Source organism: Pseudomonas sp. NFPP28 (genome assembly GCF_900115535.1).
GTDB lineage: Bacteria > Pseudomonadota > Gammaproteobacteria > Pseudomonadales > Pseudomonadaceae > Aquipseudomonas > Aquipseudomonas extremorientalis.
Genome location: NZ_FOWT01000013.1, coordinates 1 through 25,828, shown reverse-complemented (window position 1 = coordinate 25,828; position 25,828 = coordinate 1). Strand labels below are relative to the sequence as shown.

Annotated in this window: 18 protein-coding genes and 1 riboswitch; of the genes, 4 read left to right on the top strand and 14 right to left on the bottom strand. The window is 61.1% G+C overall.

Going from position 1 to position 25,828, the window contains the following annotated elements; translation table 11 throughout:
• Positions 1 to 190: 190 nt before the first annotated feature.
• Positions 191 to 360, top strand: a riboswitch (FMN riboswitch).
• A gap of 96 nt (positions 361 to 456) precedes the next feature.
• Positions 457 to 969 (top strand): 6,7-dimethyl-8-ribityllumazine synthase, encoded by a 513-nt coding sequence (locus BM110_RS27825; RefSeq protein WP_092242461.1) that lies wholly within the window; start codon positions 457 to 459, stop codon positions 967 to 969.
• A 116-nt stretch (positions 970 to 1,085) separates the two neighbouring features.
• Entirely contained in the window at positions 1,086 to 2,534 is a 1,449-nt protein-coding gene (locus BM110_RS27820; RefSeq protein WP_093514547.1) for a M91 family zinc metallopeptidase, read from the top strand.
• Here BM110_RS27820 and astE read toward each other — a convergent pair.
• The 7 genes from astE to BM110_RS27785 form a co-directional block, all read right to left on the bottom strand.
• Positions 2,531 to 3,535, bottom strand: a complete 1,005-nt coding sequence (gene astE / locus BM110_RS27815; RefSeq protein WP_092242455.1) for a succinylglutamate desuccinylase — start codon at positions 3,533 to 3,535, stop codon at positions 2,531 to 2,533. The genes BM110_RS27820 and astE overlap by 4 nt on opposite strands.
• A gap of 11 nt (positions 3,536 to 3,546) precedes the next feature.
• Positions 3,547 to 3,837, bottom strand: a complete 291-nt coding sequence (locus tag BM110_RS27810; RefSeq protein WP_003214319.1) for a hypothetical protein — start codon at positions 3,835 to 3,837, stop codon at positions 3,547 to 3,549.
• Positions 3,838 to 3,863: 26 nt separating this feature from the next.
• Positions 3,864 to 5,210, bottom strand: a complete 1,347-nt coding sequence (gene astB, locus BM110_RS27805; RefSeq protein ID WP_092242452.1) for an N-succinylarginine dihydrolase — start codon at positions 5,208 to 5,210, stop codon at positions 3,864 to 3,866.
• Positions 5,211 to 5,294: 84 nt separating this feature from the next.
• Positions 5,295 to 6,764: a succinylglutamate-semialdehyde dehydrogenase gene (astD, locus tag BM110_RS27800; RefSeq protein ID WP_175486725.1), complete on the bottom strand. Its 1,470-nt coding sequence runs from the start codon at positions 6,762 to 6,764 to the stop codon at positions 5,295 to 5,297.
• Complete coding sequence (gene astA / locus BM110_RS27795) at positions 6,761 to 7,786, bottom strand: arginine N-succinyltransferase (RefSeq protein ID WP_092242443.1); 1,026 nt, start codon at positions 7,784 to 7,786, stop codon at positions 6,761 to 6,763. The genes astD and astA overlap by 4 nt, the downstream gene beginning before the upstream one ends.
• 51 nt (positions 7,787 to 7,837) lie before the next feature.
• On the bottom strand, positions 7,838 to 8,857 hold the full coding sequence (gene aruF, locus BM110_RS27790) for an arginine/ornithine succinyltransferase subunit alpha (protein ID WP_027607766.1): 1,020 nt from the start codon (positions 8,855 to 8,857) through the stop codon (positions 7,838 to 7,840).
• A gap of 188 nt (positions 8,858 to 9,045) precedes the next feature.
• Complete coding sequence (locus BM110_RS27785) at positions 9,046 to 10,266, bottom strand: aspartate aminotransferase family protein (protein ID WP_093514546.1); 1,221 nt, start codon at positions 10,264 to 10,266, stop codon at positions 9,046 to 9,048.
• Positions 10,267 to 10,552: 286 nt separating this feature from the next.
• Here BM110_RS27785 and BM110_RS27780 point away from each other — a divergent pair, with 286 nt between their 5' ends.
• Positions 10,553 to 16,450, top strand: a complete 5,898-nt coding sequence (locus BM110_RS27780) for a dermonecrotic toxin domain-containing protein (RefSeq protein WP_093514545.1) — start codon at positions 10,553 to 10,555, stop codon at positions 16,448 to 16,450.
• A 9-nt stretch (positions 16,451 to 16,459) separates the two neighbouring features.
• Here BM110_RS27780 and BM110_RS27775 read toward each other — a convergent pair whose 3' ends face one another.
• The 7 genes from BM110_RS27775 to acs all read right to left on the bottom strand — a co-directional run bounded on the left by BM110_RS27775 (position 16,460) and on the right by acs (position 24,420).
• A complete protein-coding gene (locus BM110_RS27775; RefSeq protein ID WP_093514544.1) occupies positions 16,460 to 17,440 on the bottom strand; it encodes a GlxA family transcriptional regulator in 981 nt (326 codons plus the stop codon).
• 206 nt (positions 17,441 to 17,646) lie between these two features.
• Complete coding sequence (locus BM110_RS27770; protein WP_003214336.1) at positions 17,647 to 18,411, bottom strand: ABC transporter ATP-binding protein; 765 nt, start codon at positions 18,409 to 18,411, stop codon at positions 17,647 to 17,649.
• Between the two features lie 27 nt (positions 18,412 to 18,438).
• The gene (locus BM110_RS27765; protein WP_093514543.1) at positions 18,439 to 19,551 is read right to left on the bottom strand and encodes a succinylglutamate desuccinylase/aspartoacylase family protein; all 1,113 of its coding nucleotides are present in this window, start codon (positions 19,549 to 19,551) and stop codon (positions 18,439 to 18,441) included.
• A gap of 1 nt (position 19,552) precedes the next feature.
• Positions 19,553 to 20,251 (bottom strand): ABC transporter permease, encoded by a 699-nt coding sequence (locus BM110_RS27760; RefSeq protein WP_092242429.1) that lies wholly within the window; start codon positions 20,249 to 20,251, stop codon positions 19,553 to 19,555.
• Positions 20,248 to 20,937 carry an ABC transporter permease gene (locus tag BM110_RS27755; protein WP_010208305.1) on the bottom strand — a complete coding sequence of 230 codons (690 nt, stop codon included), beginning with the start codon at positions 20,935 to 20,937 and terminating at the stop codon, positions 20,248 to 20,250. Before BM110_RS27755 ends, BM110_RS27760 begins: the two co-directional genes overlap by 4 nt.
• 91 nt (positions 20,938 to 21,028) lie before the next feature.
• On the bottom strand, positions 21,029 to 21,814 hold the full coding sequence (locus tag BM110_RS27750) for an ABC transporter substrate-binding protein (protein ID WP_092242426.1): 786 nt from the start codon (positions 21,812 to 21,814) through the stop codon (positions 21,029 to 21,031).
• A 650-nt stretch (positions 21,815 to 22,464) separates the two neighbouring features.
• The gene (gene acs / locus BM110_RS27745; RefSeq protein WP_071490555.1) at positions 22,465 to 24,420 is read right to left on the bottom strand and encodes an acetate--CoA ligase; all 1,956 of its coding nucleotides are present in this window, start codon (positions 24,418 to 24,420) and stop codon (positions 22,465 to 22,467) included.
• A gap of 413 nt (positions 24,421 to 24,833) precedes the next feature.
• On the opposite strand from acs, the gene BM110_RS27740 reads away from it, so the two are divergent.
• The gene (locus BM110_RS27740) at positions 24,834 to 25,103 is read left to right on the top strand and encodes a DUF2790 domain-containing protein (RefSeq protein WP_092242420.1); all 270 of its coding nucleotides are present in this window, start codon (positions 24,834 to 24,836) and stop codon (positions 25,101 to 25,103) included.
• Positions 25,104 to 25,828: the final 725 nt, after the last annotated feature.

The window sequence follows — 25,828 nt, the reverse complement described above, 5'->3', positions numbered from 1 at the left end:
AAACAAGCCTCTCGAGGGTTCAGTAAGGTCCTTTTGTGAGTGATTACTGCGGGCAACGCCACGCAATATCAAGCCCCAACTGCATTCAATCGAATACCAACCAAACAAACCGATATAGCTTATCGATATCGCGGTCGTGCAGTTTTCGAAAAACCGTGTTAAAAACTCTCCGCCGCCAGGGTTCTGGTGGCAACGTTCTCAGGGCGGGGTGCAATTCCCCACCGGCGGTAATTACACGCAATGTGTATAGCCCGCGAGCGCTTGGCGCCTCGAACTGCTCACGCAGGACGGCGACAAGGTCAGCAGACCCGGTGTGATCCCGGGGCCGACGGTCATAGTCCGGATGAAGAGAGAACGGGATTGGCACCTGAGGGCCGCGCACGATGTGTGCTTGCGTACCCTTAAATCCCATTCGATTCATAACGCCCTGTTTTTTTCTTAAACAGGAGTCAGAACATGCAACCCACCGCAATCGACAGCAAAGCCAAGCACCATCACGGCGAACGTATCGCGTTTATCCAGGCTTGCTGGCACAAGGAAATTGTCGACCAGAGCCGTAAAGGCTTCCTCGCCGAGATCATCGCCCAGGGCTACCAGGAATCGGATATCGACTTCTTCGAAGTCGGCGGCGCCTTTGAAATGCCGCTGCACGCCAAGCTGCTGGCCAAGACCGGCCGTTACGCCGGTATCGTCGCCGCCGCGCTGGTGGTGGACGGTGGCATCTACCGCCACGAATTCGTCGCCCAATCGGTGGTCAGCGGCCTGATGCAGGTGCAGCTGGAAACCGAAGTGCCGGTGTTCTCGGTGTCCCTGACCCCGCATCACTTCCACGCCGGCAGCGAACACCAGACCTTCTTCTACGAGCACTTCGTGCACAAGGGCCAGGAAGCTGCACGTACGTGCGCCGACACGCTGAAGAAAGTCCGCGCGATCCGTCGCAGTGAAGAGCCGCAGAAACTGGCGGTCTGACGTTGTTCCAAACGCCCCGTTCTTTAGTGCGGGGCGTTTTGATCTAGATAAGTACCGCCCCGCGCCAGGGCACATGCGGTCTAGTGAGGCATCCCCTTACTAAAGAGCATTACCGCATGACCACGCATCCGTTCCATACCTTTGATACTGCTGGCTACGTCCGAATCAATGGCAGTACCCAGCCAAGCACGCCACATGAGTTAATCCATGACGGTGACGGCATCGAAATTTTCCGGCAATCGAACCATGCAACCCTGCGTGACCAACTCGTGTTCGTCATATCCGGACCGAGCAAAGTCGACGTATTCGTCGACGAGCACGACGCCGACGCCCAGGTAACGCAGACCCTGATCGTCAGAATCAACGATGAACAGGGCTTTATCGTCAAGCCCGCTTCAAACACTCAGGTAATGACGTTCCTTACCAGCGAGGGAAACGACGAGATAGGTCTCGGCCCACATATTGTGAACCCATGCGTCGTCCATGCCGGCGGCGGCCATGACGAGATCGACAGCTCTGCCCATCACGCGTCTATCTTCGGCGGTGAAGGGGATGATCATATTACCGTCATCGAAGGCAAGTGCTACGCCGACGGTGAAGAAGGCGACGACCATCTTTACTCAATGAACGACACCCCTGTCACCTTCCATGGCGGACCCGGCAACGACACGCTCGAAGGCAGCCGGCATACCGCTCTCTCGTTTATTGATGGCGGCGAGGGGGATGACGTGCTGATTGGCGGTGGCGGACCGAATGTACTGGTTGGCGGCCCGGGTGATGACCGGATCGAGGCAGGTGACGGCCACAACGTGATCTACACCGGTGATGGCTATAACCAAGTGGAAAAACTCAAACCCACCGACATCACTTACCACAATGTCAAAAGTGACCTGACGGTTGACCACACGAAGATAAGCTACGAAGAGCTGGATAAATTTCCACAGGGAGAGCTGGCATCCCGCGCTATCCATGTTGAACCGCGGCCGCTCAACCCGGCAGCCTTCACCTTCTCAGGCAGCACCGAGTTTATTGAGCGCACCAAAGATGACATGCGGCTGCTGCTCGCCTCCCCCACTGGGCAAAGGTTACTGAATCAATTGGAAAATGCGGCATTGGCCAGCGGTAAACCCATCGAAATCAGTGAGCTACTTTCATACACAGACGCGCACTTCATTCCAGGAGACGCCGCCGGTGCAGCCGGCGCGTACATCAACAACGGCCAGACCGGCACACCGTGCTACGGAGGCAGCATCAGCTACAGCCATCTGGATGTGGCAGGGGACACGCCAAGCGTCGTCACCCTGTTCCATGAACTGTGCCACGCCTATAACTACATGACCGGCACCTTGCTGCCGGGCACCAGCGCACAATTCATACCCGGCAGTCTGCTGCCCCCTACCCAAGTGCCGAACACCGAGCTGCAAGCAGTTGGTCTACCGACAACTGCAGCGCCGTTCGACTTCGACGGCGACCCAGGCACACCGCCCACCAGCACCAACCCGCAGGCCTTCAGCGAGAACGGCCTGCGCATCGAGCTGGGCCTGCCGCCACGCACCCGCTATTAAGCGAGGCCTTCCTCGCCACAGGGCACAATCAGAATCCCCGCCCGAAGACCATTCTTCACCTTCGGGTTGGGGAAGATAATGCGCGCGCCCTCCTCCTCGATCACCCAGCGGGTCTTGGCCACGTCTTCGGCCAGCAGGTAGCCCTGGGCCAACGGCGAGAAGTTTTCCACGTCTGCCGGCAGGTGCAGCAGGAAGGCGTCGCTGTGCTTGATGACTTCACGGGAGACGGCAAACAATTGCAGGCCGTCGAGGCTGTCAGTCGTCGGCTCGGTGCCTTCGATGATTTGCTTGAGGCGTGTTTCCAGGCGGGACACGTCCACGCCCTGGTTTTGCCCGAACGGCCGCGCCTTGCCCAATTCCAGGGTGAACGCCTCGGCATCGAGTTGTTCGTAGGTAAACGCGGTGAACGTGATTGAGGTCTTGTTCTGCAGCAGCACTGCTTGCATGCCGGCAGCGTTCAGGCGCGCCAGCTCATGGCGTGAATGCTGGCGACCTTCTTTCCACGGGTACAGGGCAAACTGCTCGATCTTCGAACCACGAATGGCCGTGTGCAGGTCGTAATGCAGGCGTGAGCGGCCCGGCAGGCTGAAAAAGCTGCGGGCCAGTTGCTCCAGCTCGGCGGCGCGCATGGCCTCCGGGCCGATGTTTTTTTCATGCCGGCCGTTGAACAGCCGGTTGACGTCCAGCTCGAGGTAACGCTCGCCGCGGCGCATGGCCTCGGGGTTGCCGAACAGGAACAGAATACGGGTACGGGGCTTGATCTCCCCACGGGCAATACCATGCAACAGGCGGTCGAGCAGTTCGATCGGCGCGGTTTCGTTGCCATGGATGCCGGACGACAGCAGCAGGTCGCTGCCGTTGTCCTTCGCTTCAGGCGGGCGCACTTCGAGTGCGCCCTCGCTGAGCCAGCGCATCTGCACGCCGTCGACAGTCAGTTGAATTTTTTGCGCCGGTTCACGACCGGCGAGGGTCAGTTCAAGCAGTTTGCCAAGGGCGAGCATACGCAGCTTCCTTAGTGGTTGCAGCCTGGGCCATGGACGTGATCGTCGTCATCACCTTCAACATCGGCCGGTTCCATTTCAAGTTGCAGGCTCATCAGGTTGGTGGCCAATGGGCGCATCAGCAGGTTGGCGTATTCGGCGTCGCCCTCTTCCACGTCCACGCCGATCAGCAGTTGGCCACGGCCGTCGTGCTGGATCCAGATTTCCTTGCCCTGCCAGACTACGGCGACGCGGGTGCAGGAAGTTTCCAGCTGGGTGCCGTCGGTGTCTTCAAGAATCAGTTTCAGGGTGTCGGTGGTCATAATAGATAGTTCTCAGCCGTACGGCGTTAATTGATCTGGAAAGGATAAACCGCGCCCAGTTTAAGGATTTGCGTCAGTTCATCCAGTGCCGTCCGGCACTCAAGCAGCAATTGTGGATCAGCCAGGTCGCTTTCGCGCAGGCTGTCACGGTAGTGCTTGCCGACCCACTGGGTCAGGGTGTCGTACAACGGCGCGGTCATGATAACGCCTGGATTCACCGCCGCCAGCTCCGTTTCGTTCAAGGCCACGCGCAACCGCAGGCACGCCGGGCCACCGCCGTTCTGCATGCTTTGCTTGAGGTCGAACACCTTCACTTCGCGGATCAGGCCGCCGGCAGCGGTCAGGTTTTGCAGGTACTGCCAGACGCGTTCGTTGGCGCGGCATTCTTCCGGCACGATCAGCAGCATCGAACCATCGGCGCGGCTCAGCAGCTGGCTGTTGAACAGGTAGGAACGCACCGCGTCCTCGACACTGACCTGGGCGCGGGGCACGCACACCGACTGGAAGTTGCCGCCCAGCCTGGCCAGTTTGCCTTGCAGCTCGCCGAGCATCTGTTCGGTATGGAGGAACGCGTCCTCGTGATAGAACAGCACTTCGCCGTTACCCACCGCGATCACGTCGTTGTGGAACACGCCGGCATCGATCACCGCCGGGTTCTGCTGGGCGTAGACCACGCCGTCATCCTTCAAACCGTGCAAGCGCGCGACGGCCTGGGAGGCTTCGAGGGTCTGGCGCGCCGGGTACTTCTGCGGCGCCGGGTAGCGGGGGTCGAACGCGCTGCGACCAAACACGAAAAACTCGACGCCCGCCTCTGCGTACTCACGGCAGAAACGCGTGTGGTTAGCCGCACCTTCATCGCCAAACTGCGCCACGGCGGGCAACGCGGCGTGGTGGGCGAAGTGCTTCTGATCGGCAAACATCGCCCCCAGCACACGACTGGTGGTCGGGTGTTCGATGCTGCGGTGGTACTTGCAATTGAGGTTGGCGGCAGTGAAATGCACACGACCATCCGCCGTATCGGCACTCGGGCTGACGGTGGCGGCGTTGGCCACCCACATGCTCGACGCGGAGCAACTCGCGACCAGCAACGGCATCGCGTCTTTGGCCGCCTGTTGGATCACTTGCGCGTCGGTGCCGCTGAAACCCAGGTTGCGCAAGGCGGCCACGTCAGGACGTTCCTGGGGCGCCAACACACCTTGTACAAAGCCCATGTCCATCAGGGCTTTCATTTTCTGCAGGCCCTGCAACGCAGCTTCCTTCGGGTTGGAATGCTGCTGGCTGTTGCTCTGGGACGCGACGTTGCCGAAGGACAAACCGCCGTAGTTATGGGTCGGCCCCACTAGACCGTCAAAATTGACTTCATAGGATTTCATCGGCGAGGCTCCACGAACATCTGTTTTTATAGGCAATCTTCAGTACTACAGAGATCCAAAATGGGGGGCCAGCCCCCTGCCACATCAGATCAGTGTGATGCCGGGGGTCAGCGTGGCAGGCACCACCAGGCTCGGGGTCTCAAGCGAGGCCACCGGGTACGCACAATAATCCGCAGCGTAGTAGGCACTGGCACGGTGGTTACCCGACGCCCCTACCCCACCAAACGGTGCCGTACTGGCGGCGCCGGTCAGCTGTTTGTTCCAATTGACGATACCGGCGCGGCTTTCCAGCCAGAACTGCTGGTAACGCGCTTCGGAATCCGACAACAAGCCCGCGGCCAGGCCGTACTGGGTGTTGTTGGCCTCGGCAATCGCCGCTTCGAAGTCAGCGTAGCGGATCACCTGCAACAAGGGGCCGAACAGCTCCTCGTCTTCGCGCTCGGTCACACCGGTCACGTCGATGATGCCCGGCGTGAGCAACGCGGCCTGGTCCTGTGGCTGGGTCATCTCCAGCAGCGCTACGGCGCCATTGGCCAACATCAATTCCTGGGCGTCCATCAAGGCTTTGGCGGCGCCAAGGGAAATCACCGAGCCCATGAACGGCGCCGGTTGCTGGTCGAACGCACCGACTTCGATCGTCGCGCTGACCGCCACCAGACGCGCCAGCAACGCATCGCCCCAGGCGCCTTCCGGCACCAACAGGCGACGGGCACAGGTGCAACGCTGGCCAGCCGAGATAAAGGCTGACTGGATGATGGTGTAGACCGCCGCATCCACGTCGGCCACCTCGTCGACCACCAGCGGGTTATTGCCGCCCATTTCCAAGGCGAGGATCTTGTCCGGGCGGCCGGAGAACTGCTGGTGCAGATGATTGCCGGTGCGGCTGGAGCCGGTGAAGAACAACCCGTCGATGCCGGGGTTGGCCGCCAGGGCGATGCCGGTTTCCCGCGCGCCTTGCAGCAGGTTCAGCACGCCCGCCGGCAGGCCGGCTTCAATCCAGCACTGCACAGTCAGCTCAGCGACTTTAGGGGTCAGTTCGCTCGGTTTAAACAGCACGGTGTTACCCGCCAGCAAGGCCGGGACGATATGCCCGTTCGGCAGGTGACCAGGGAAGTTGTAAGGGCCGAACACAGCCACCACACCATGGGGTTTGTGACGCAATACGGCGGTGGCATCGCCCAGCGGGCCGCTCTTCTCGCCGGTCCGCTCGCGGTAGCTTTGTACCGAGATGGCGATCTTGTTGGCCATGCTGGTGACTTCGGTGGCCGACTCCCACAGTGGCTTGCCGGTTTCCTCGCCGATGCAGCGGGCGATTTCGTCGGCGCGGCGTTTCAGGGTGGCGGCGAAGGTTTCCAGCACGTGGATGCGCCCTTCCAGCGGGCGCCTGGCCCAGGCCGGGAATGCCTGGCGCGCGGCCTGCACGGCGGATTCGACCTGCTCGGCGGTGGCGCCATTGCCGGCCCACAGCACCTGCTGGGTCACCGGGTTGCGCGACTCAAACAGCTCACCCTGGCCAGCCAGCCAGCTACCTGCGATATACAGCGAATTCATTATTTCGACTCCCGAGCAGCGGACAACGGTACGGCACGCACTTGATCACCCACCACCAAGCGCAGACGCTTGGCGGTCTGTGGGTCGACCACCAGGGTTCCGGCTGCCAGGCGGGCCGGGGCAGCGGTGATGCGGCAATCTTCGCGTTTGCGGTTATGGATCAGGAACGGCGTAGCGTCGTCACCTGGGGTGCCGATCGCCAAGACCAGTGTTTCGCTGTCGCGAACGGCACGGATCTTCTGGGTCTCACACTCCACCGCAGGTCCCGCATCAAAGATGTCGACGTAGCCCTGGTAGCTGAAGCCTTCGCTCTTGAGCATGCTCAGCGCCGGTTCGGTGTCCGGGTGGACCTTGCCTATCACGTTGCGCGCATCTTCGGAGAGGAAGCAGCTGTACAGCGGAAACTTCGGCATCAGCTCGGCGATGAATGCCTTGTTGCCCACGCCGGTCAGGTAGTCGGCCTGGCTGAACTCCATCTTGAAGAAGTGGCGACCCAGGCTTTCCCAGAATGGCGAACGCCCGGCGTCGTTGGACACCCCGCGCATCTCGGCGATGATCTTGTTGCCGAACAATTGCGGGAATTCCGCGATGAACAGCAGGCGCGCCTTGGCCAACATGCGACCGTTGAGGCCGCTGCGATAATCGGCGTGCAGGAACAACGAGCACAGTTCGGAATTGCCGGTGAGGTCGTTGGCCAGGAACAGCGTCGGAATTTCGCGATAGATGTTCAGCTCCTGGGAAGCGCTGACGGTCAGCCCGACCCGGAAGTTGTACCAGGGCTCACGCAGGCCGACGGCACCGGCAATGGCGGAAATGCCCACCACACGGCCTTCGTCGTTTTCCAGCACGAACAGGTAGTCGGCATCGCCGCGCCCGGCGTCGCCGCGAAAGGTTTTTTCCGCCCAGCCCACGCGGTGGGTCAGGCGCTCTTCGTTGGCCGGCAAGGTGGTGAGGCCGGTGCCGGTGCTGCGCGCCAGATCAATCAGGGCCGGTAAATCGCTGCTGCGTACGGGACGAACGATCATGCTATCTCCTCGAACGGGCCGCTGTTGTCAGCCACCCGCGAAACTCTCTTTTTAAACCGCAACCAGGCGCACGCTCGCGCCTTCGCCAACACCCAGGGCTTCGGCCGCTGCCAGGTCCAACGTCACCGGTTTACCCGGCGCATAGTCCAGCTCCAGCATCACCGCACGGTAGTCCTGCAATTGCGCGTTGCTCACCAGGTACTGGCGGCCGACGCCCTTGGCCATCTCGCCGATCTTCACCGGCACCACGCGGCTCTGGGCAATCGAGCGAATGCCCGAGACCCGTGCGTGCAGCGTCGGGCCACCGTCGAAGATGTCGATGTAGTGGTCGGTCTCGAAGCCTTCGCGCATCAAGATGTCGAAGGTGATCTGCGCACGCGGGTGCACCTGGCCCATGGCTTCCTGGGCTTCGTCCGGCAGCAGCGGCACGTAGATCGGGTAATGCGGCATCAGCTCGGCGAGGAAGGTGCGGCTTTTCAGCCCGCACAGACGCTCGGCGGCGGCGTAGTTGAGGTCGAAGAAGTTGCGGCCGATGGCGTCCCAGAACGGCGAGTCACCGTTCTCGTCGCTGTAGCCGACGATCTCGGTCACCACCGAGTCGGCAAAGCGCTCGGGGTGGCTGGCGACGAACAGCAGGCGGCCACGGGAATTGAGTTCCGACCACGGCGAACCGACCAGCTCGGGCACCACGTAGAAACTGGTGAGCAGGCTGTTGCCGGTGAGGTCGTGGCACTGGGAAAGCACATGGATCTTGTTGTGGATCTTCAGCTCGCGGGAGGCGTGCACGAAGGTCTCGTTACGGAAGCTGTAGAACGGCTCGGAGTAACCGGCCGACGCGACAATGGCCGAGCAACCGGCGAGCTTGCCGGTCTCGGTGTCTTCAAGCACGAAGAAATAGCTTTCTTCACCGTTGAAGCTCACCTCGGCGGCGAAGGACGCTTCGCTCGCGGCGATCTTGTCGCTCAGGCGTTCCACATCGTCCGGCAAGGAGGTGACACCAATCGGGCTGTCCGCAGCCAGACGCTGTACCTCGCCCAGATCAGCCATTTGCGCGGGGCGCATCACCAGCATGGTGTCACTCCTTAACTCGAAAAACTCATAGGAAAAAATACCGGACAGTTGCTGATTCAACGCAGGTCAAATGTGGGAGGGGGCTCGCCCCCGATAGCAGTCTGTCAGTTGATAAATCAGGTGGCTGACCCATCGCTATCGGGGGCAAGCCCCCTCCCACATGACACGGTCCGGCAAATAAGTGTGTATCAGGCTTGAGTCAGCGTTTTCACTGCACGTTCAAAACGGTCCAGGCCTTCCTGGATATCCGCGTCTTCCACCACCAGGCTCGGCGCAAAACGCACCACGTCCGGGCCGGCTTGCAGGATCATCAGGTTTTCCTTCTCGGCCGCGTTGAACACGTCCTTGGCCTTGCCTTTGAACTCGTCGCTCAACACGCAACCGAGCAACAGGCCCATGCCGCGCACTTCGGTGAAGATCCCGTATTGCTTGCCGATCTGCTCCAGGCGCGCCTTGAACAGGTCGTGCTTGGCGTTCACGCCAGCCAGCACTTCAGGGGTGTTGATCACGTCGATCACCGCCTCGGCCACCGCGCACGCCAGCGGGTTGCCGCCGTAGGTGGTGCCGTGGGTACCGACCACCAGGTGCTTGGCCAGGTCTTCACGGGTGAGCATGGCCGCAATCGGGAAACCGCCGCCCAGGCTCTTGGCGCTGGTGAGGATGTCCGGCGTCACGCCGTAGTGCTGGTAGGCGAACAGGTGACCGCTTCGGCCCATGCCGGTCTGTACTTCGTCAAATACCAGCAAGGCGTTATTCGCGTCGCACAGCTCGCGGGCGCCTTGCAGGTAGGCCAGTTCGGCCGGCAGTACGCCGCCTTCGCCCTGGATCGGCTCCAGCACCACAGCGCAGGTCTTGTCCGACACGGCGGCTTTCAGCGCAGCCAGGTCGTTATAAGGAACGTGGGTGATGCCGGTGATTTTAGGCCCGAAGCCATCGGAGTACTTGGACTGGCCACCGACGTTGACGGTGAACAGGGTGCGGCCGTGGAAGCTGTTCAGCGCGGCGATGATCTCGTACTTCTCGGTGCCGAAACGGTCGAACGCGACGCGACGGGCCAGCTTGAACGCGGCCTCGTTGGCTTCGGCGCCGGAGTTGCAGAAGAACACGCGCTCGGCAAAGGTGGCGTCGATCAGCTTGTGCGCCAGGCGCAGCGCCGGCTCATTGGTGAACACATTGGATACGTGCCACAGCTTGTTGGCCTGTTCGGTCAGCGCGCCAACCAGCGCCGGATGGGCATGGCCCAATACGTTGACCGCGATGCCGCCGGCAAAGTCGATCAGCTCACGACCGGCCTGGTCCCACACGCGGGAACCTGCGCCACGCACGGGGATGAAGGCGGCAGGTGCGTAGTTGGGAACCATGACCTGGTCGAAATCGGCACGTTGCACCGGGGCTTGCTCAACGGACATCGGAGTCTCCTGAAGAGGAACGCCTGCCTGAAACTGGCGGGCGATGCAGGGATTGTAAGGACAGTTTTCAGTAGGGCCTTGTCGCCAAGCGACAACTTCTTATAGCGCCAACCCGCGTTTTACGTGGGTTTACGCCAATGCGACAAATAGCATCGCAATGGCGCAGTTTAAACGCTGTCGCACAATTACGTGAGACCTGCGCGCACGCTCGGCATAACTATCTAAAGGCCGGTGCGCGCAGGTGACTGATTAACTCGTGGTTTTCAAGCCCTCCATGGATGTGAGCATGACGACCCCAACGCCCCCGGCACCCGCAATCACCCAAAGCAGCCATCCCGATCGCCACTACGAACCCTTGACCCGCGCACTGCCGGCCTGGCTCGGCAACGCGTCCGCCAGCAAGCGCTCCGCCCTCAAAAACGCCACGCCCCTGCCCCTGCCCGCCACCGACGCTGCGCAACAGGCAACCCTCAAGCAGCTCAATGGCGCCCACTGGCACGCCCAGAACCGCGTCGACCAGGCCCTCAAGGACCTCCAGGACGCCAGGACCTACTCCATCCCCTTGCTCAAAGACGCCTTGAAACGTCAATCCGGCCTTGAACTGGATGTGGAAACCACGTTTATCCGCCTCTACATCCCCCAGACCATCCCCTGGTTTACGGTACGTTCCGGCGGGGCGCGCGCCTGGACCGTGTCCCTGCTGGACGCCGCGCTGCATAACTTCGAACACAAAGAGACCCTGGCGGATGCCTATGAGCCGGACTCCACCTACATCACTCAACCCGATGCCAACGGCCAGTTCGACACATTGCCCGCCATCAAGCTCCGCCTGCCCATCGCGGCGTTCGCCCAACTGTGTCGCGACCTCGACCTAGGCGCGCGCTATATGGGCTACCTGCGCGAGCAACTCGGCGTCGACCACCCGGTCGCCGGCGCGGTGCTGCAAGCCAAGGTCGACGCCAGCCAAAAAGCCGCTCTACGTGCGGCGGTACAATTGGCGCGAATCCGGGGCGACATCCAGGAAGACTATGCACGGTTGATCGAAGGCCTGATCGACGGGCTTTCCGGCATGCGCCTTGGCTCAAGCGCCGTGCACATACATGACTTCAGCATGATGGAGGCCCCCCTCACCGGCATCCTGCTCTTCGCCCCGGACCTCGAAAACACCCGCACGGTGCAACGAATGGTGGCCTATGTGCCGGACGACCCGGAACATCCGCTCAAGGAGTACCCCTCCCCCCTGGCCTTCAAGCAGGAACTGACCCGACAACTGCGCGCCGCCGATTACCAGGTGTTTTTCAGCCGATTCGTCGCCCACGAGCACCGCGGCGCGTTTTTCGCCGACCTGGGCCAACGCCTGGAAAAAATCACCTGGCATCCCAGTGAATACGGCAGCGGCCTGGCGCCCTGGCGCGCCGACCCCACCGACGATCCGTCATTGCAGTTCACCGCCAGCCCGATTCTCATCGCCCCCTGGGACTACCTCTACCAGTCCAGGCTCAACCAGTTGCTCAACGACGCCCGCACCCTCGCCGTCGCCACCGCGACCGTGGATCGCAATGCGCGATGGGCCTTGTGGGACAGCTTCGTCAACGTCGCTTCGTCCATCGTGAATGCAGCGTTGCTGGTGGTCGCACCGTTTATTCCGGGGCTGGGGGAATTGATGCTCGCGTACATGGCCTATCAACTGCTCGACGACGTGTTCGAAGGCATTGTCGACTGGGCCGAAGGACTTGACCGCGAGGCCTTCGCACACCTGATGAACCTGCTGGAGAGTGCGGTTCAACTGGGGTTGTTCACGGCGGGCGGGCAGATCGGCGTACCCGAGTTGCGCAAGCTGATGTCGCCACAGACCCTGGCCTTCATCGATCGCTTCAAACCAGTCACCCTCGCCAGCGGTGCCCGCCGTTACTGGAAACCCGACCTGGCCCCCTATGCGCAAAACCTGCAGTTGCCGCCGAACCTGGGCATCGACGAACTGGGCCTGCATGCCGTGCGCAAGGAATCGATCCTGCCGCTGGAAGGCTCGTTGTACGCCGTGCAGAAGTCTCCTGGAGACGGACAGTACCGGCTCAAGCACCCGAGCCGGGCCGACGCCTATCAACCGCTGCTGATCCATAACCAGGCGGGCACCTGGCGTACCGAACTCGACCAGCCGTTGCAGTGGCAAGGCCCGGATTTGCTCGGCCGTCTCGGCCATCGTGCGCAAGGCCTCAGTGACGCCGACCGGCAACTGGCCATGACCCTGAGCGGTACCGACGAAGCCATCCTGCGCAAGATGCACCACAACAGCGAGCCGCTGCCGCCGCTGTTGGATGATGCCCTGGCGCGACTCAGGATCGAGCGGGAACTGGACACCTTGATCGAACGCCTGAGCAGCGATGACCCGGAACTCTACAACCGCATCGCCGCCCAGGACCTGCTGCAATTGCTCACCGCCAATGGCGCCTGGCCGCACACCCGGGGCTTGCGCTTTCTGGATGATCAGGGCCGCGTGGTCTGGACCTTTGGCGACCAGACCAAGCCACTGGTACAAATACACGAAGCGCAACTGAGCAACGGCGATCTGCTCAAGACCGTGTTGCAGACACTGACCCCGGAAGAGATCCGTGCACAATTCGGCGAGCGTGCCAGCGACCCGCAACTGAGCCTGGAAACCCGCACACGCAACCTGAGAAAAACCCTTGCCGGGATCGCCCGCAAGCATCGCGTCGCACTTTTCGACTCACGCTACGGGCCCTTGCAGCACGCCGAACACCCCCAAGCCCGACAGTTGGCCGATGAAGCCCCCGGCTTGCCGGCCACCGTCGCCGAGCGATTGCTGAGCCAGGCCACCGGTGAAGAGCTGCTTGAGCTACAAGCCGAGCGCACACCGCCACGCCTGGCGCAGTTGGCCCAAGCGGCGCTCACCGAAGTCCGCCTGAACCGCGCCTACGAAGGGCAGCACCTGGACTCACAGGTCAACCTCGACACCGACCTGCTGGCCTTGAGCGCATTGCGGGTGCTGCCAGGCTGGTCCACGGAGATCAACCTGCAAGCCCTGCACCAGTCCATCGACGGCGAGGCCTGGCACAGCGTCGGCCCTGACGACGCACCGATCCGCCGCAGCCTGGTGCGCCTGGACAGCGGTCGCTACGTGGCCTACGACGAAAAAGGCCCCCTGTGCGGCGAGACCGACCTGTACTCGGCCATTCTCCATGCCCTGCCTGACGCCCAGCGTGAGCAGCTGAACATCGACATTCATCAAGGCCACGAACTGCGCGAGCGCCTGCGCCAACGCCCGCCGCCGCGCGACGAAATGCGCGTGCTGCTGGGGGGCGACACTCCCGAACCGGCCACCGAGACCCTGCAACTGCTCGGTCACGATGCCGGCTACGCCCACCAACCCGCCATCGAGGGTGGTCCGGCGAGTCTGCATCAGCGCGCACGCAGCCTGTACCCAAGCCTGGACGACAGCCAGTTGCACGCGCTCATCCAAGACTGGCAGGCACACCCCGGCGGAGCGGCAGCCAAGCTCGCGCAACTGGCCGAGGAATATGCGCGACTGGACAGCGACTTGCAGGCCTGGCAAGCCGATGTCCCTCACCATCACCCGGTGACGGGACAAACCTTGTACCGGTGGGAGCGCCAGTTGGAAAAACAGAATCGCACCGCGATGGCCCATCGGCTCAAAGCGGCCTGGCGGCGTGAAACAGTGATCGACAACTACTACGAAGACCCGGCGCGGGACGGCCACACGCTCAAGCTCAATGGCAACATCCTGGGCGAGATGCCACGACTGCAAGCCAATTTCGATCATGTCTCTCTGCTGTCCCTCAACGGATCAGCCAACTTGCACGGGGTGTCCTCGTTCCTGGGCCACTTTCCCAAACTGCGCCAACTCAGTGTCATCAACACGCCTCTACGGGGCCTGCCTCAGGAGATCACGTCGATGCCGGACCTGAACGCCCTGCAACTGAACACCTGCCAGATCGCCCTCACCCCGCAAAGCCAGGCGCAGTTGGCCGCCATGCACCAGATGCGCTCGCTAGACCTGCACGGCAATCCGTTGGGTCTTGTCCCCAGCGTCGAAACAATGCCCGACCTGGTCGCCCTGGACTTGTCGCGCACCAATATCGACCGCCTGCCGGCCGGCGTGCTCAGCCATCCGGAGCTGCAAGTCGCCCTGTTGAGCAACAACCGGATCAATCACTTGCCAGATGGCATTTTCCAGCTTGCGCCTGAATCCAGCTTGCGCTTCGACCTCTCGCGCAACCCGCTGAACCGCGAAACCCTTGAAAGGATCAAGGCCTATCACCAGCGGCACGGCACCCGCTTCGAGGCCAGCGCCTTGCAGGCCGACCGGCGCGACGCCAAGCTATTGTTTCCGAAATTCAGCGAAGAGCAGATCAACCGATTCATCTTCAACCTGCCCGGCGATATCGAAGCGGGACGACGGGAGCTGGCACGGCTGGCAGGCGACTACCAGACGCTCACGGGCGAGTTGCAGGCCTGGGCCCAGGCACCGGCGCTTCCCGAGCTGGAAACGGCGCGCAGGGCGGCGCTCAAAGACCTGCTGGAACGAAGCTGGCGGCGCGAAACCCCGCAGCAGACCCAGGTAGGCTCCCTGGAAATTCCCGCCACCCTGGCAGGCGAACTGCCGCAACTGAGCATCACGTTCGACCACATCGGCGGGCTTCGCATACAAGGCAACCAACGGCCCCTGCACCTGGATCAGTTCCTGCGCAGCTTTCCCAATGTTCACGCGCTCTCCATACAGGACGCACCGCTGGGGGACCTGCCGGCCTCGTTGCTCAGCCTGCAACACCTGGAATTCCTGAGCCTGCCCGGATGTTCGATCATGTTGTCGGCCTCATCCGCGCAAGGCCTGGAAGGCATGAAGGGGCTGACGTTCCTGGACCTGAACCATAACTCCTTGGCGCACACACCCGACTTCAGCCAATTGCCCAGCCTGCGCCGGGTGCTGTTGCGCAATACCGGCCTGCGCGAGGTGCCGGCGGGTCTGCTGCGCAGCGATCAGCACGTCACGGTGGACCTGAGCAACAATGCGATCAAAAACCTGCCCCCGACCGCCTTCACATTGCCCAGCACTGCGGTGCGAGGCATTGATCTGTCGGGAAATCCGTTGTCCAAGCCGACGCTGGAACAGGTCAAGACCTATTGCCAACGCACCGGCGAGTTCTTCAAGGCAGAAGCCAACCCTGGCGAGCGCGAACGTATCCAACAGCTTTACCCCACCTTCGTCGACAGCGAAATCAATCGGTTCATCTTCAAACTGCCTGGCGACATGGACGCCGTTACCAACCAAATCAGCCTGCTCGAAGAGGAATACCGGCAATTGGGCACCGACCTCAACGAATGGGTGTTGGATGTCCCGACCCATCACCCGATTCTCGGCACGCTGATGGATGAACAGGCACGCGCCGAACAACAGTTGATCCGGCAGGATTTCAAGACCCTGCTCGAGCAAGCCTGGCGTTTTGAGAGCATCGAAGACGAAGAGAGCCTGGACGAAGAGGTGACCCACAGTTTGATACTCGATACCCCAATACTCGGGGCCCTGCCGCAACTGCGTGCGCGCTTTAATCACGTGTCCACTTTCGAACTGATCGGCGACGGCATCACGACCCAGGTCGATGGCACACTCGGCAGCTTCCCCCAGCTGGAGACACTGGCCCTCAACAAGTGCTCACTGCAAACCCTGCCCACCTCGATATTCAACATGCCCAAGCTGTCCTCTCTGGACCTGTCCGAATGCAACATTGCGCTTTCACCGCAAAGTGCCCGCGCACTCGGGGACTTGAAAGATATTGAGTTCATCGACCTGAGCAACAACCCCCTCGGCCACGCACCGGATGTGAGCCAGCTTCGTCAATTGAGCTCACTGCACCTGCGCAATGCTCAACTGCATCACGTCCCCGAAGGTGTGTTCCAGGAGTCGTCGGTGTTGCGCACCCTGGACCTGAGCAACAACCACATCGAACAGTTGCCGGCGTCTCTCCTGGAAATTTCATACTCCCTCGACAGCGATTCGGACCTGCGCGGCAACCCGTTGTCGCCACACAGCCTGGCGTTGCTCAGGGAGTACTACCGGCGTACAGGGTTTGCTTTCCATGTCGAGGCCGCCAGGCAGGACGCCGAGGGCAACCCACTGACCCCACCCTTGGGTCGGGAAGAAGAGTGAAGCCTGTATTCAGCCGCGTTCCGACGGCACCGACGACAGCTCGAACGGGCTGCTACTGCGCCGCTGGTTGCGGTCTTCACGGGGGGTGGCGCCGAAGAAGTTGCGGTAGGCGCTGGAGAAATGCGGCCCCGAGGAGAAGCCGCACGACAGGCCGATCTGGATGATCGACTTGCTGGTTTGCATGAGCATCTGGCGGGCCTTGTTCAGGCGCAGTTCCAGGTAGTACTGGCTGGGGACGCGGTTGAGGTATTGCTTGAAGATGCGCTCGAGTTGTCGTCGCGACACGCACACGTGCTGGGCAATTTCGTCGGTGGTCAGCGGTTCCTCGATGTTGGCTTCCATCAGCAACACCGCCTGGGTCAGCTTCGGATGGCTGGAGCCCAGGCGGTTCTGCAGCGGGATGCGCTGGCGCTCGCCGCCTTCGCGGATGCGCTCCACCACCAGTTCTTCGGAGACCGCGCCGGCCAGTTCGGCGCCGTGGTCACGGGCCAGCACCGCCAGCAGCAGGTCGAGCACCGACATGCCCCCGCAGGCGGTGAGACGGTCGCGGTCCCAGTCGAACAGATGGCTGGTGGCGATGACCTTGGGGAAACGCTCGGCAAAATCATCCTGCCAACGCCAGTGCACGGCGGCGCGGTAGCCGTCGAGCAGGCCGAGCTGGGCAAGCGGATAGACACCGGCCGACAGACCACCGATCACACACCCGGCCCGCACCAACTGCTTGAGCGCCGTGCTCAGTTGCGAGGCAATGACGGTGGGTGGTTCATCCGCCAGCAGGAACAGCTTCTGGAAACCTTCGAGCTTGCCAGCCCACGGCTCGCCCGGCAGTTGCCAGGCATTGCCAGTGGGAGGTTCGGCCTGCAGGAACGACAGCTCGTAGACCACCTCCGGATGCACCCGCTGGGCAACGCGCAAGGCCTCCTCAGCCAGCGCAAGCGTCAGGGCTATTGTGCTGGGCCAAATCAGGAAACCAATTTTGTGGGCGGTCATGGGAGTGCTATCCGAAGCCAGTAACAGTAATGAAGACAAGGGCCAATGCTAGCCCGTAATCGAGTACAAATCTCAAAAACGATGCATATCCAATGTGAGAGGGGGCTTGCCCCCGATGGCGGTGTGTCAGATAAACACGTCTAACTGATATACCGCTATCGGGGGCAAGCCCCCTCTCACAGGGGTTACCTATTCACAGGAGGTCATTATTTCAGGCTGCCGGACAGGAACTGTTGAAGGCGCTCGGACTGCGGGTTCACCAGCACTTCCCGCGGGTTGCCACGCTCTTCGACGATGCCTTTGTGCAAGAACACCAACTGGTTCGACACCTCACGGGCAAAGCCCATTTCGTGGGTCACCACCACCATGGTGCGGCCTTCCTGGGCCAGGTCCTGCATCACCTTGAGCACTTCACCGACCAGTTCCGGGTCCAGTGCCGAGGTGGGTTCGTCGAACAGCATCACCTCCGGCTCCATCGCCAGGGCGCGGGCGATGGCCACGCGTTGCTGCTCGCCGCCGGACATGTGGCCGGGGAACGCATCCTTGCGATGGCCCACGCCGACCTTGGCCAGGTAGTGTTCGGCTTTTTCACGGGCGTCTTTCTTCGACATGCCCAGCACGTGCACCGGCGCTTCCATCACGTTTTCAAGCGCGGTCATGTGCGACCACAGGTTGAAATGCTGGAACACCATGGACAGGCGCGAACGCATGCGCTGCAACTGTTTAGGATCGGCAGCCTTCATGGCGCCGTCCTTGTTGGCCACCAGCTTCAACTCTTCGTTGTTGAGCAGGATCTTGCCGGCGTGGGGTTGCTCCAGCAGGTTGATGCAGCGCAAAAAGGTACTTTTGCCCGAACCACTGGAACCGATGATGCTGATCACATCACCGGCCGCAGCGGCCAGGGACACACCTTTGAGCACTTCATGACTGCCATAGCGTTTATGCAGGTCTTGGACTTCAAGTTTGTACATGCGGTCGGTTCTCACAAAAACAGGTGGTCAGTCGTTGAGCAAGCGCCCGTGACGCAGCGCTTCGCGCCCCGCCACCTTGGCCAGCCAGAAACCCGCTTGGGCATAACGTAGCCGTTCAACGGCAAACAGCACCCCCGAGGTGCCCGCGCAGATCGTGCTGACGCGGTCTTCCAGAGGGTCAATCACTTCAAAAATCGGCTCGCCTTTTTCGACCACATCACCGGCTTTACGCAGGTAACTGATCACCCCGGCATGGGGCGCGAACAACAATTCGGTGCCTTCAAACGGCAGGCCTTCACAGGGCTCGAACTGTGGCGCGGGCCACTCCCCCTTGATCAAGCCCTGCTCAGCGAGGAACGCGAGAATACCTTCGGCGTGAAAGATCGCCTCGTTACGCCCGGTATCGGCCTGACCGCCCAGCTCCAGCGTAGTCGCCAGGCAGGCCAACGGGATTTGCGACTCAGGAAACGCCTGAGACAAACGCAACCACGGCAGCGAACAGGCCTCATCGAACGAACTGCCGCCGGAGTCTTCCGCCAGCAGGCCGACCTTCACATTCAAATGCGCCGACAGCGAACGCCACTGCGGCCAGTGCTGCGGCAGTGCATACATGTGCAGTGCGGCTTCGGCATCACAATGCAGGTCGAGCACCACATCAGCGGTGCAGGCGTGGCTCAGCAAGATGCGCTGCATGCCTTGCAACTGGCTGCTTGGCTCGGGCAACGCGCGGAGTACATCGCTCATCGCCTGACGGATCAAACGCACATTGGCGTGGGGGTCATCACCCAGCTTGCCTTCGAGCAACGCGGCAACCGGCTCGCTCAACTCGACAAAATCACGGTTGAAGTTCTTGCCGCTGCCCACCTCGAAACGCCCCTGGTGGTTGCCTTGCAGCAGTTGGCCCAGGCCCATCGGGTTGGCGACTGGCACCAGCTCGATCACGCCATTGAGCGCACCTTGCTGTTCCAGTTCGACGAGGCGCTTTTTCAGCTCCCACGCGGCGCGCATGCCGGGCAATTCGTCGGCGTGCAGGCTGGCCTGGATATAGGCCTTGCGCTCGCCCTTGCCGAAACGGAACACGCTCAGTTGGCGCTCGCAGCCCAGGTGACCCCAGGGCAACCGGTGATCGATACGTTGCATATCAGTGCTTCCGTGGCGCCAGGTAGCTCAGCCAGCGGCGCTCGGCCAACTTGAACAGGCGCACCAGGATGAAGGTCAGGCACAGGTAGAACACGCCTGCGGTGATATAGGCCTCGAACGGCAAGTAGAACTGCGCGTTCACCGTGCGCGCTGCGCCGGTGATGTCGATCAGGGTGACGATGGAGGCCAGGCTGGTGGTCTGCAGCATCATGATCACTTCGTTGCTGTACTGCGGCAGCGCACGGCGCAGGGCCGACGGCAGCAGGATGCGGCGGTACAGCTTGTAGCGCGACATGCCCATGGCCTTGGCCGCTTCGATTTCGCCATTGGGCGTGGCCTTGAGGCTGCCGGCAATGATCTCGGCGGTGTAGGCGCTGGTGTTGATGGCGAAGGCCAGGCACGCGCAGAAGGTGGCGCTGGACAGCAGCGGCCACAGGAAGCTTTCGCGCACGGCGTCAAACTGGGCCAGGCCGTAGTAGATCAAGAACAGCTGCACCAGCATCGGCGTGCCGCGGATCACATAGGTATAGAGCCACGCCGCGCCGTTGACGATCGGCTGCTTGGACACGCGCATCAGGCCCAGGGGCACGGCGGCGAGCAGGCCGAAGAACAGCGAGATGGCGAGCAGTTTGAGGGTGGTCACCAGGCCGCCGAGGTACAGCGGCATGGCCTCCCAGATGACGTTGTAGTCGAAGATCATAGATCAGCCGCCCTTACGCCTACCGAGTAGCGCTTCTCAAGATGACGCAGGGCCAGCAACGACACGCTGGTGATCACCAGGTACATCGCCGCCACCGCGAGGAAGAAGGTAAAAGGCTCGCGGGTGGCGTCTGCCGCCTGCTTGGCCTTGAACATCATGTCTTGCAGGCCCACCACCGAAATCAGCGCAGTGGCCTTGGTGAGAACCAGCCAGTTGTTGGTGAACCCGGGGATTGCCAGCCGGATCATCTGCGGCACCATCACCCGGAAGAACACCTGGAAGCTACTCATGCCATACGCCAGGCCGGCCTCGGCCTGGCCCTTGGGAATGGCCATGAAGGCGCCACGGAAGGTTTCCGACAGGTAGGCGCCAAAGATGAAACCCAGGGTGCCGATACCGGCGGCCAAGGGGTTCAAGTCGATATAGTCGTCGTAGCCCAGCATCGGCGCGACGCGGTTGAGCAGGTCCTGACCGCCGTAGAAAATCAGCAGGATCAGCACCAGGTCGGGGATCCCGCGGATCACCGTGGAGTACAAGTCACCCAGCCAAGCCAACCAGCGCACCGGCGACAGGCGTAACGCGACCCCGATCAGACCCAGAACAATGGCCAGGGCCATGGACGACAAGGCGAGCTGAAGCGTCAACCATGCGCCATCGAGGATGACGGCCCCGTAGCCTTTCAACATGATTCAGGTCCTCGAAAAGGGGGATGAAAAAATGGCGCAAACCGCAGGAATTCTGTTGCTTGCGCCATTTGGGACAGACCGCTGCGACGAGTTACTTGGCGTCAGCGCCGTAGATATCGAAGTCGAAGTACTTGTCCTGGATTTTCTTGTACTCACCGTTGGCACGGATCGCGGCAATAGCTGCGTTGATGCGGTCCAGGTTTTCCTTGTCGCCCTTGCGTACCGCGATACCGACGCCGTCGCCGAAGTACTTGACGTCGGTGAACGCCGGGCCCACGAACGCGTAACCTTTGCCAGCAGGGGTTTTCAGGAAACCGTCCTGCAGCAGGGTAGCGTCAGCCACGGTGCCATCGAGGCGACCGGCTTCCACGTCCAGGTAGATTTCGTTCTGCGAGCTGTAAGGCACCACGGTGGCGCCTTTCGGAGCCAGGACTTCCTTGGCGAAACGATCGTGGATCGAACCGCGCTGCACACCGATTTTCTTGCCCTTCAATTCATCCAGGCTGTCGCTGACGGTAGTGCCTTCCTTCAACACCAGGCGCGCCGGGGTCAGGTAGTAGCGGGTGGTGAAGTCCACGGACTTCTTGCGGTCCTCAGTGATGGACATGGACGACAGGATCGCGTCGATCTTGCGCACTTTCAGCGCCGGGATCAGGCCGTCGAACTCCTGCTCGACCCAGGTGCACTTGACCTTCATCTCTGCGCACAGGGCGTTGCCGATGTCGTAGTCAAAACCGACGATGCTGCCATCCGGCGCCTTCGAGGCAAACGGAGGGTAAGCCGCTTCGATACCAATCTTCAGGGGCTTTTCATCAGCGAAAGCCTGCATGGACAGCACGGACAGCGCCAGGGCGCCCAACAGCACGAGTTTCTTCATCTTGGGACTCCATCGGTATAGGGCAAAACAGCAGTATGAGCCATGGCCCACGATGCGGCGTAAGGGAAACCGAATAGCGGTGCTGCGTCTTACACCGATTCAACACCGGAGACGACGAGCGAGTGATCGGCATTCTAACGACAGGCTGGAAGCCGATATTTCCTCAATGCGACAACAATTTACAGAAGCACCGAGAAAGCGGTTCCAGCTCATTGACAGCCTCTGGATTTTATGCAGAGACAAAAGACATTAAACCTGTAGACGCTGCAAATTGCGGGCCTATTATTCGCAAACCCTTCTGGCACGGCAAGTCTGGCGTTTAATCTTATTTCCAGGGGTGTCTGGAATGGGGTTTTTCGGGGCAGAGGCGTAGCGCATTGCCTCAGGTTTGGGCGCGAGGTTACACATTCAGGGCTCGCGGTAACATTCAGAAACGCCCTACACGAAAAACCGATATTTATTGATCTGCCGCAGATCCCATGTGGGAGGGGGCTTGCCCCGATAGCGGTGGATCAGCGCCAAATATGTCTACTGACACACTGCCATCGGGGGCAAGCCCCCTCCCACATTTGATCTCCATTGGTTTCAAGATCCCACAAAAAAGCCCCACCCGGCTTACACCGGGTGGGGCTTTATCCGACTATCCCGCCTTACGCGACGTTCATGGTCTTGTGGGTCTCGATCAGATGCGCCACCACACCCGGGTCCGCCAGCGTGGAGATATCCCCCAGCCCGTCGTACTCAGCCGTGGCAATCTTGCGCAGGATGCGCCGCATGATTTTCCCCGAACGGGTCTTCGGCAAGCCCGGCGCCCACTGGATCACGTCCGGCGAAGCAATCGGCCCGATTTCCTTGCGTACCCAGTTTTTCAGCTCCAGGCGCAGCGCTTCGTTCGGTTCTTCACCATTTTTGAGGGTGACATACACATAGATGCCCTGCCCCTTGATGTCGTGCGGCACACCCACCACCGCCGCTTCGGCGACTTTGGGGTGAGCAACCATGGCACTTTCGATCTCGGCAGTGCCCATGCGGTGGCCGGACACGTTCAACACGTCGTCCACACGGCCGGTAATCCAGTAGTAACCGTCCTCGTCACGGCGCGCACCGTCACCGGTGAAGTACATGCCACGGAAGGTCTTGAAATAGGTGTCGACAAAGCGGTCATGGTCGCCGTACAGGGTACGCGCCTGGCCTGGCCACGAATCGAGGATCACCAGGTTGCCTTCGGCCGCGCCTTCGATCAGGTTGCCGAGGTTGTCCACCAATGCCGGCACCACGCCGAAGAACGGCCGTGCCGCCGAACCCGGCTTGAGCGCATGGGCCCCCGGCAGCGGGCTCATCATGTTGCCGCCGGTTTCGGTCTGCCACCAGGTATCAACAATCGGGCAACGGGATTGGCCGACGTTCTTGTAGTACCAGTCCCAGGCTTCCGGGTTGATTGGCTCGCCCACCGAACCGAGCAGGCGCAGGCTGCTGCCATCGGCGCCTTCCACGGCAGCGGTGCCGGAGGCCATCATGGCGCGGATCGCGGTTGGAGCGGTGTAGAGGATGTTGACCTTGTGCTTGTCGACGATCTTCGCCACCCGGGTGATGTCCGGGTAGTTTGGCACGCCCTCGAACAGCACGGTGGTCGCGCCGTTGGACAGCGGGCCATAGACAATATAAGTGTGGCCGGTGACCCAGCCGACGTCGGCGGTGCACCAGTAGATTTCGCCCGGGCGGTAGTCGAACACGCGCTCGTGGGTCAGGCCGGCGTACAACAGGTAGCCGCCGGTGGTGTGCTGCACGCCCTTGGGCTTGCCGGTGGAACCGGAGGTGTAGAGGATGAACAGCGCTTCTTCCGCGCCCATCTCTTTGGGCGCACACACCGTGCCCGCCACTTTCATCAGGTCTTCGTACCAGATGTCGCGGTGCTGGTTCCACTTGATCTGGCCGTTGGTGCGCTTGCACACGATGACTTTCTGGATGCTGCTGGTTTCCGGGTTGGTCAGGGCGTCGTCGACGTTGGCCTTCAGCGGAATCTTCTTACCGGCACGGATGCCCTCGTCAGCAGTGATCACCACCTTCGACTTACAGTCGATGATGCGACCGGCCAGGGCCTCCGGCGAGAAACCGCCAAACACCACGGAGTGAATCGCACCGATGCGGGTACAGGCCAGCATGGCCACCACGGCTTCGGGGATCATCGGCATATAGATAGTCACCACGTCGCCACGGTGCACATCCTGGCCACGCAGGGCGTTGGCGAACTTGCAGACTTCTTCGTGCAGCTCGCGGTAAGTGATGTTGCGGCTCTCGGCAGGGTCGTCGCCCTCCCAGATGATCGCGATCTGGTCGCCACGCTCGGCGAGGTGACGGTCCAGGCAGTTGTAGGAAACGTTCAGGGTGCCATCGGCGAACCACTTGATGTCGACGTGGTGATCGTCGAAAGAGGTCTGCTTCACCGTGGTGAAAGGCTTGATCCAGTCAAGACGCTTGGCTTGCTCGCGCCAGAAGCCATCGGGGTTGACCACCGACTGCTGGTACATGGCCTTGTAGGTCGCCTCGTCGGTCAGCGTGTTGGCTGCTACTTCGGGGCGAACGGGGTACAGGGAAGCCGCACTCATCTTTCTTACCTCGGTGACATAGTTGTTTTTGTATGGCCCTGTTGTAGCCGGGGCAGCCCTATAGAACCATTCGACGATGGTAGTAACAAGCCCCTACAAATTGCCCTGATATCTTCGTTTGCGGCTCTGGCCCGCGGGCTGTGGCGCTTTGCGGCGTTGTGAAAAAAGCTTTACCACCGGATTGTTACAAAAACCGCCAATAGTGTTTATCAAAAGCACGGGTATATGAATATAACCCGGGAGCCTAAAATCACTTCCGCCAACACGGCACTTTAGTTAAATACAGCAGTGATTAACAACGCAACAGCCCCCACGAAGGCAACGTTAATCCGAACTTCCCAACTCTTGAGTTACACACGTGGCCTCACAAGGGCCCCGTGACCCCTTTCGTCCTGAAGAAGGTAAATAGAGAAATGAAAGCTTTAGTAGTTATGGCCCTCAGCAGCTTGTGCGCCACCGCCGCCCTGGCCGACGAAGCCCCGACTGACGTAGCTGGCAGCAACCCTCCGATCGTTGAAGACTACACTTACAGCACCCATCTGGACGTGGCAAAAGTACTGTCCATGAGCAGTATTCCGGAAGTGTGCGAAGTTGTACCGGTGAAGATGGAATATGAAGACTCGCAGGGTCAGCGGCATATTCTTAATTACCACGTGATGGGCAATGGTTGTTCTAACGGCTAATCACTTGGTTAGTTTGAACGTATTCGCCGCAAGAAATCGTTCTTGCGGCAAAGCACCGACCCCGCCCAAATGTGGGAGGGGGCTTGCCCCCGATAGCGCTAGCTGCCACACCGCACCTATAAAAGCCTGACGCACCACGCCGCTCCTCCCCTCACAAAAAACATCCCACCGCCCGTCAAAAAAATCCAACCCCAGCAAAGCCTTATAAACCCGCACTCTGGCCGAAAAACACGTCATTCTGGCCGGTCTCCGTGACCATCCGCCTCAACACAAACCGGTTTTTTTCCCCTACAATGCGCGGGTAAATCGGGCCTGCAATATCCCTTTACACAGGGATGAAGAGCCAGACCTGAGGCATCCCGCAGGAGCAAGCAACCACCGCTCCGCACCTCAAGCCTCACGCAGAGCACCCGTAAGCCTATTCCGTTTAATGCGTGCGCTAGCTGCAACAAACGATTCCTTAAGATCCACCGCGGCCTCAGGGCCGTGTGAACACCCAACCATCCGGTTTCACACGGGCACCTTTGAGCCCTCACGCAGGAGACGACACGTCATGCTGAGCTGGGACGAATTCGACAAAGAAGAAGAAGGCGAAGTAGCCACCAAAGGCGCCAACACCGGCCACGCCACCGAAGCCAACATGGACCGCCTCGACGGTGCCGGCGCCGCGGCTGCGCTGGAAGCCCGTAACGTGACCGCCAACGACTCCGCCGCCATCGTCCGCG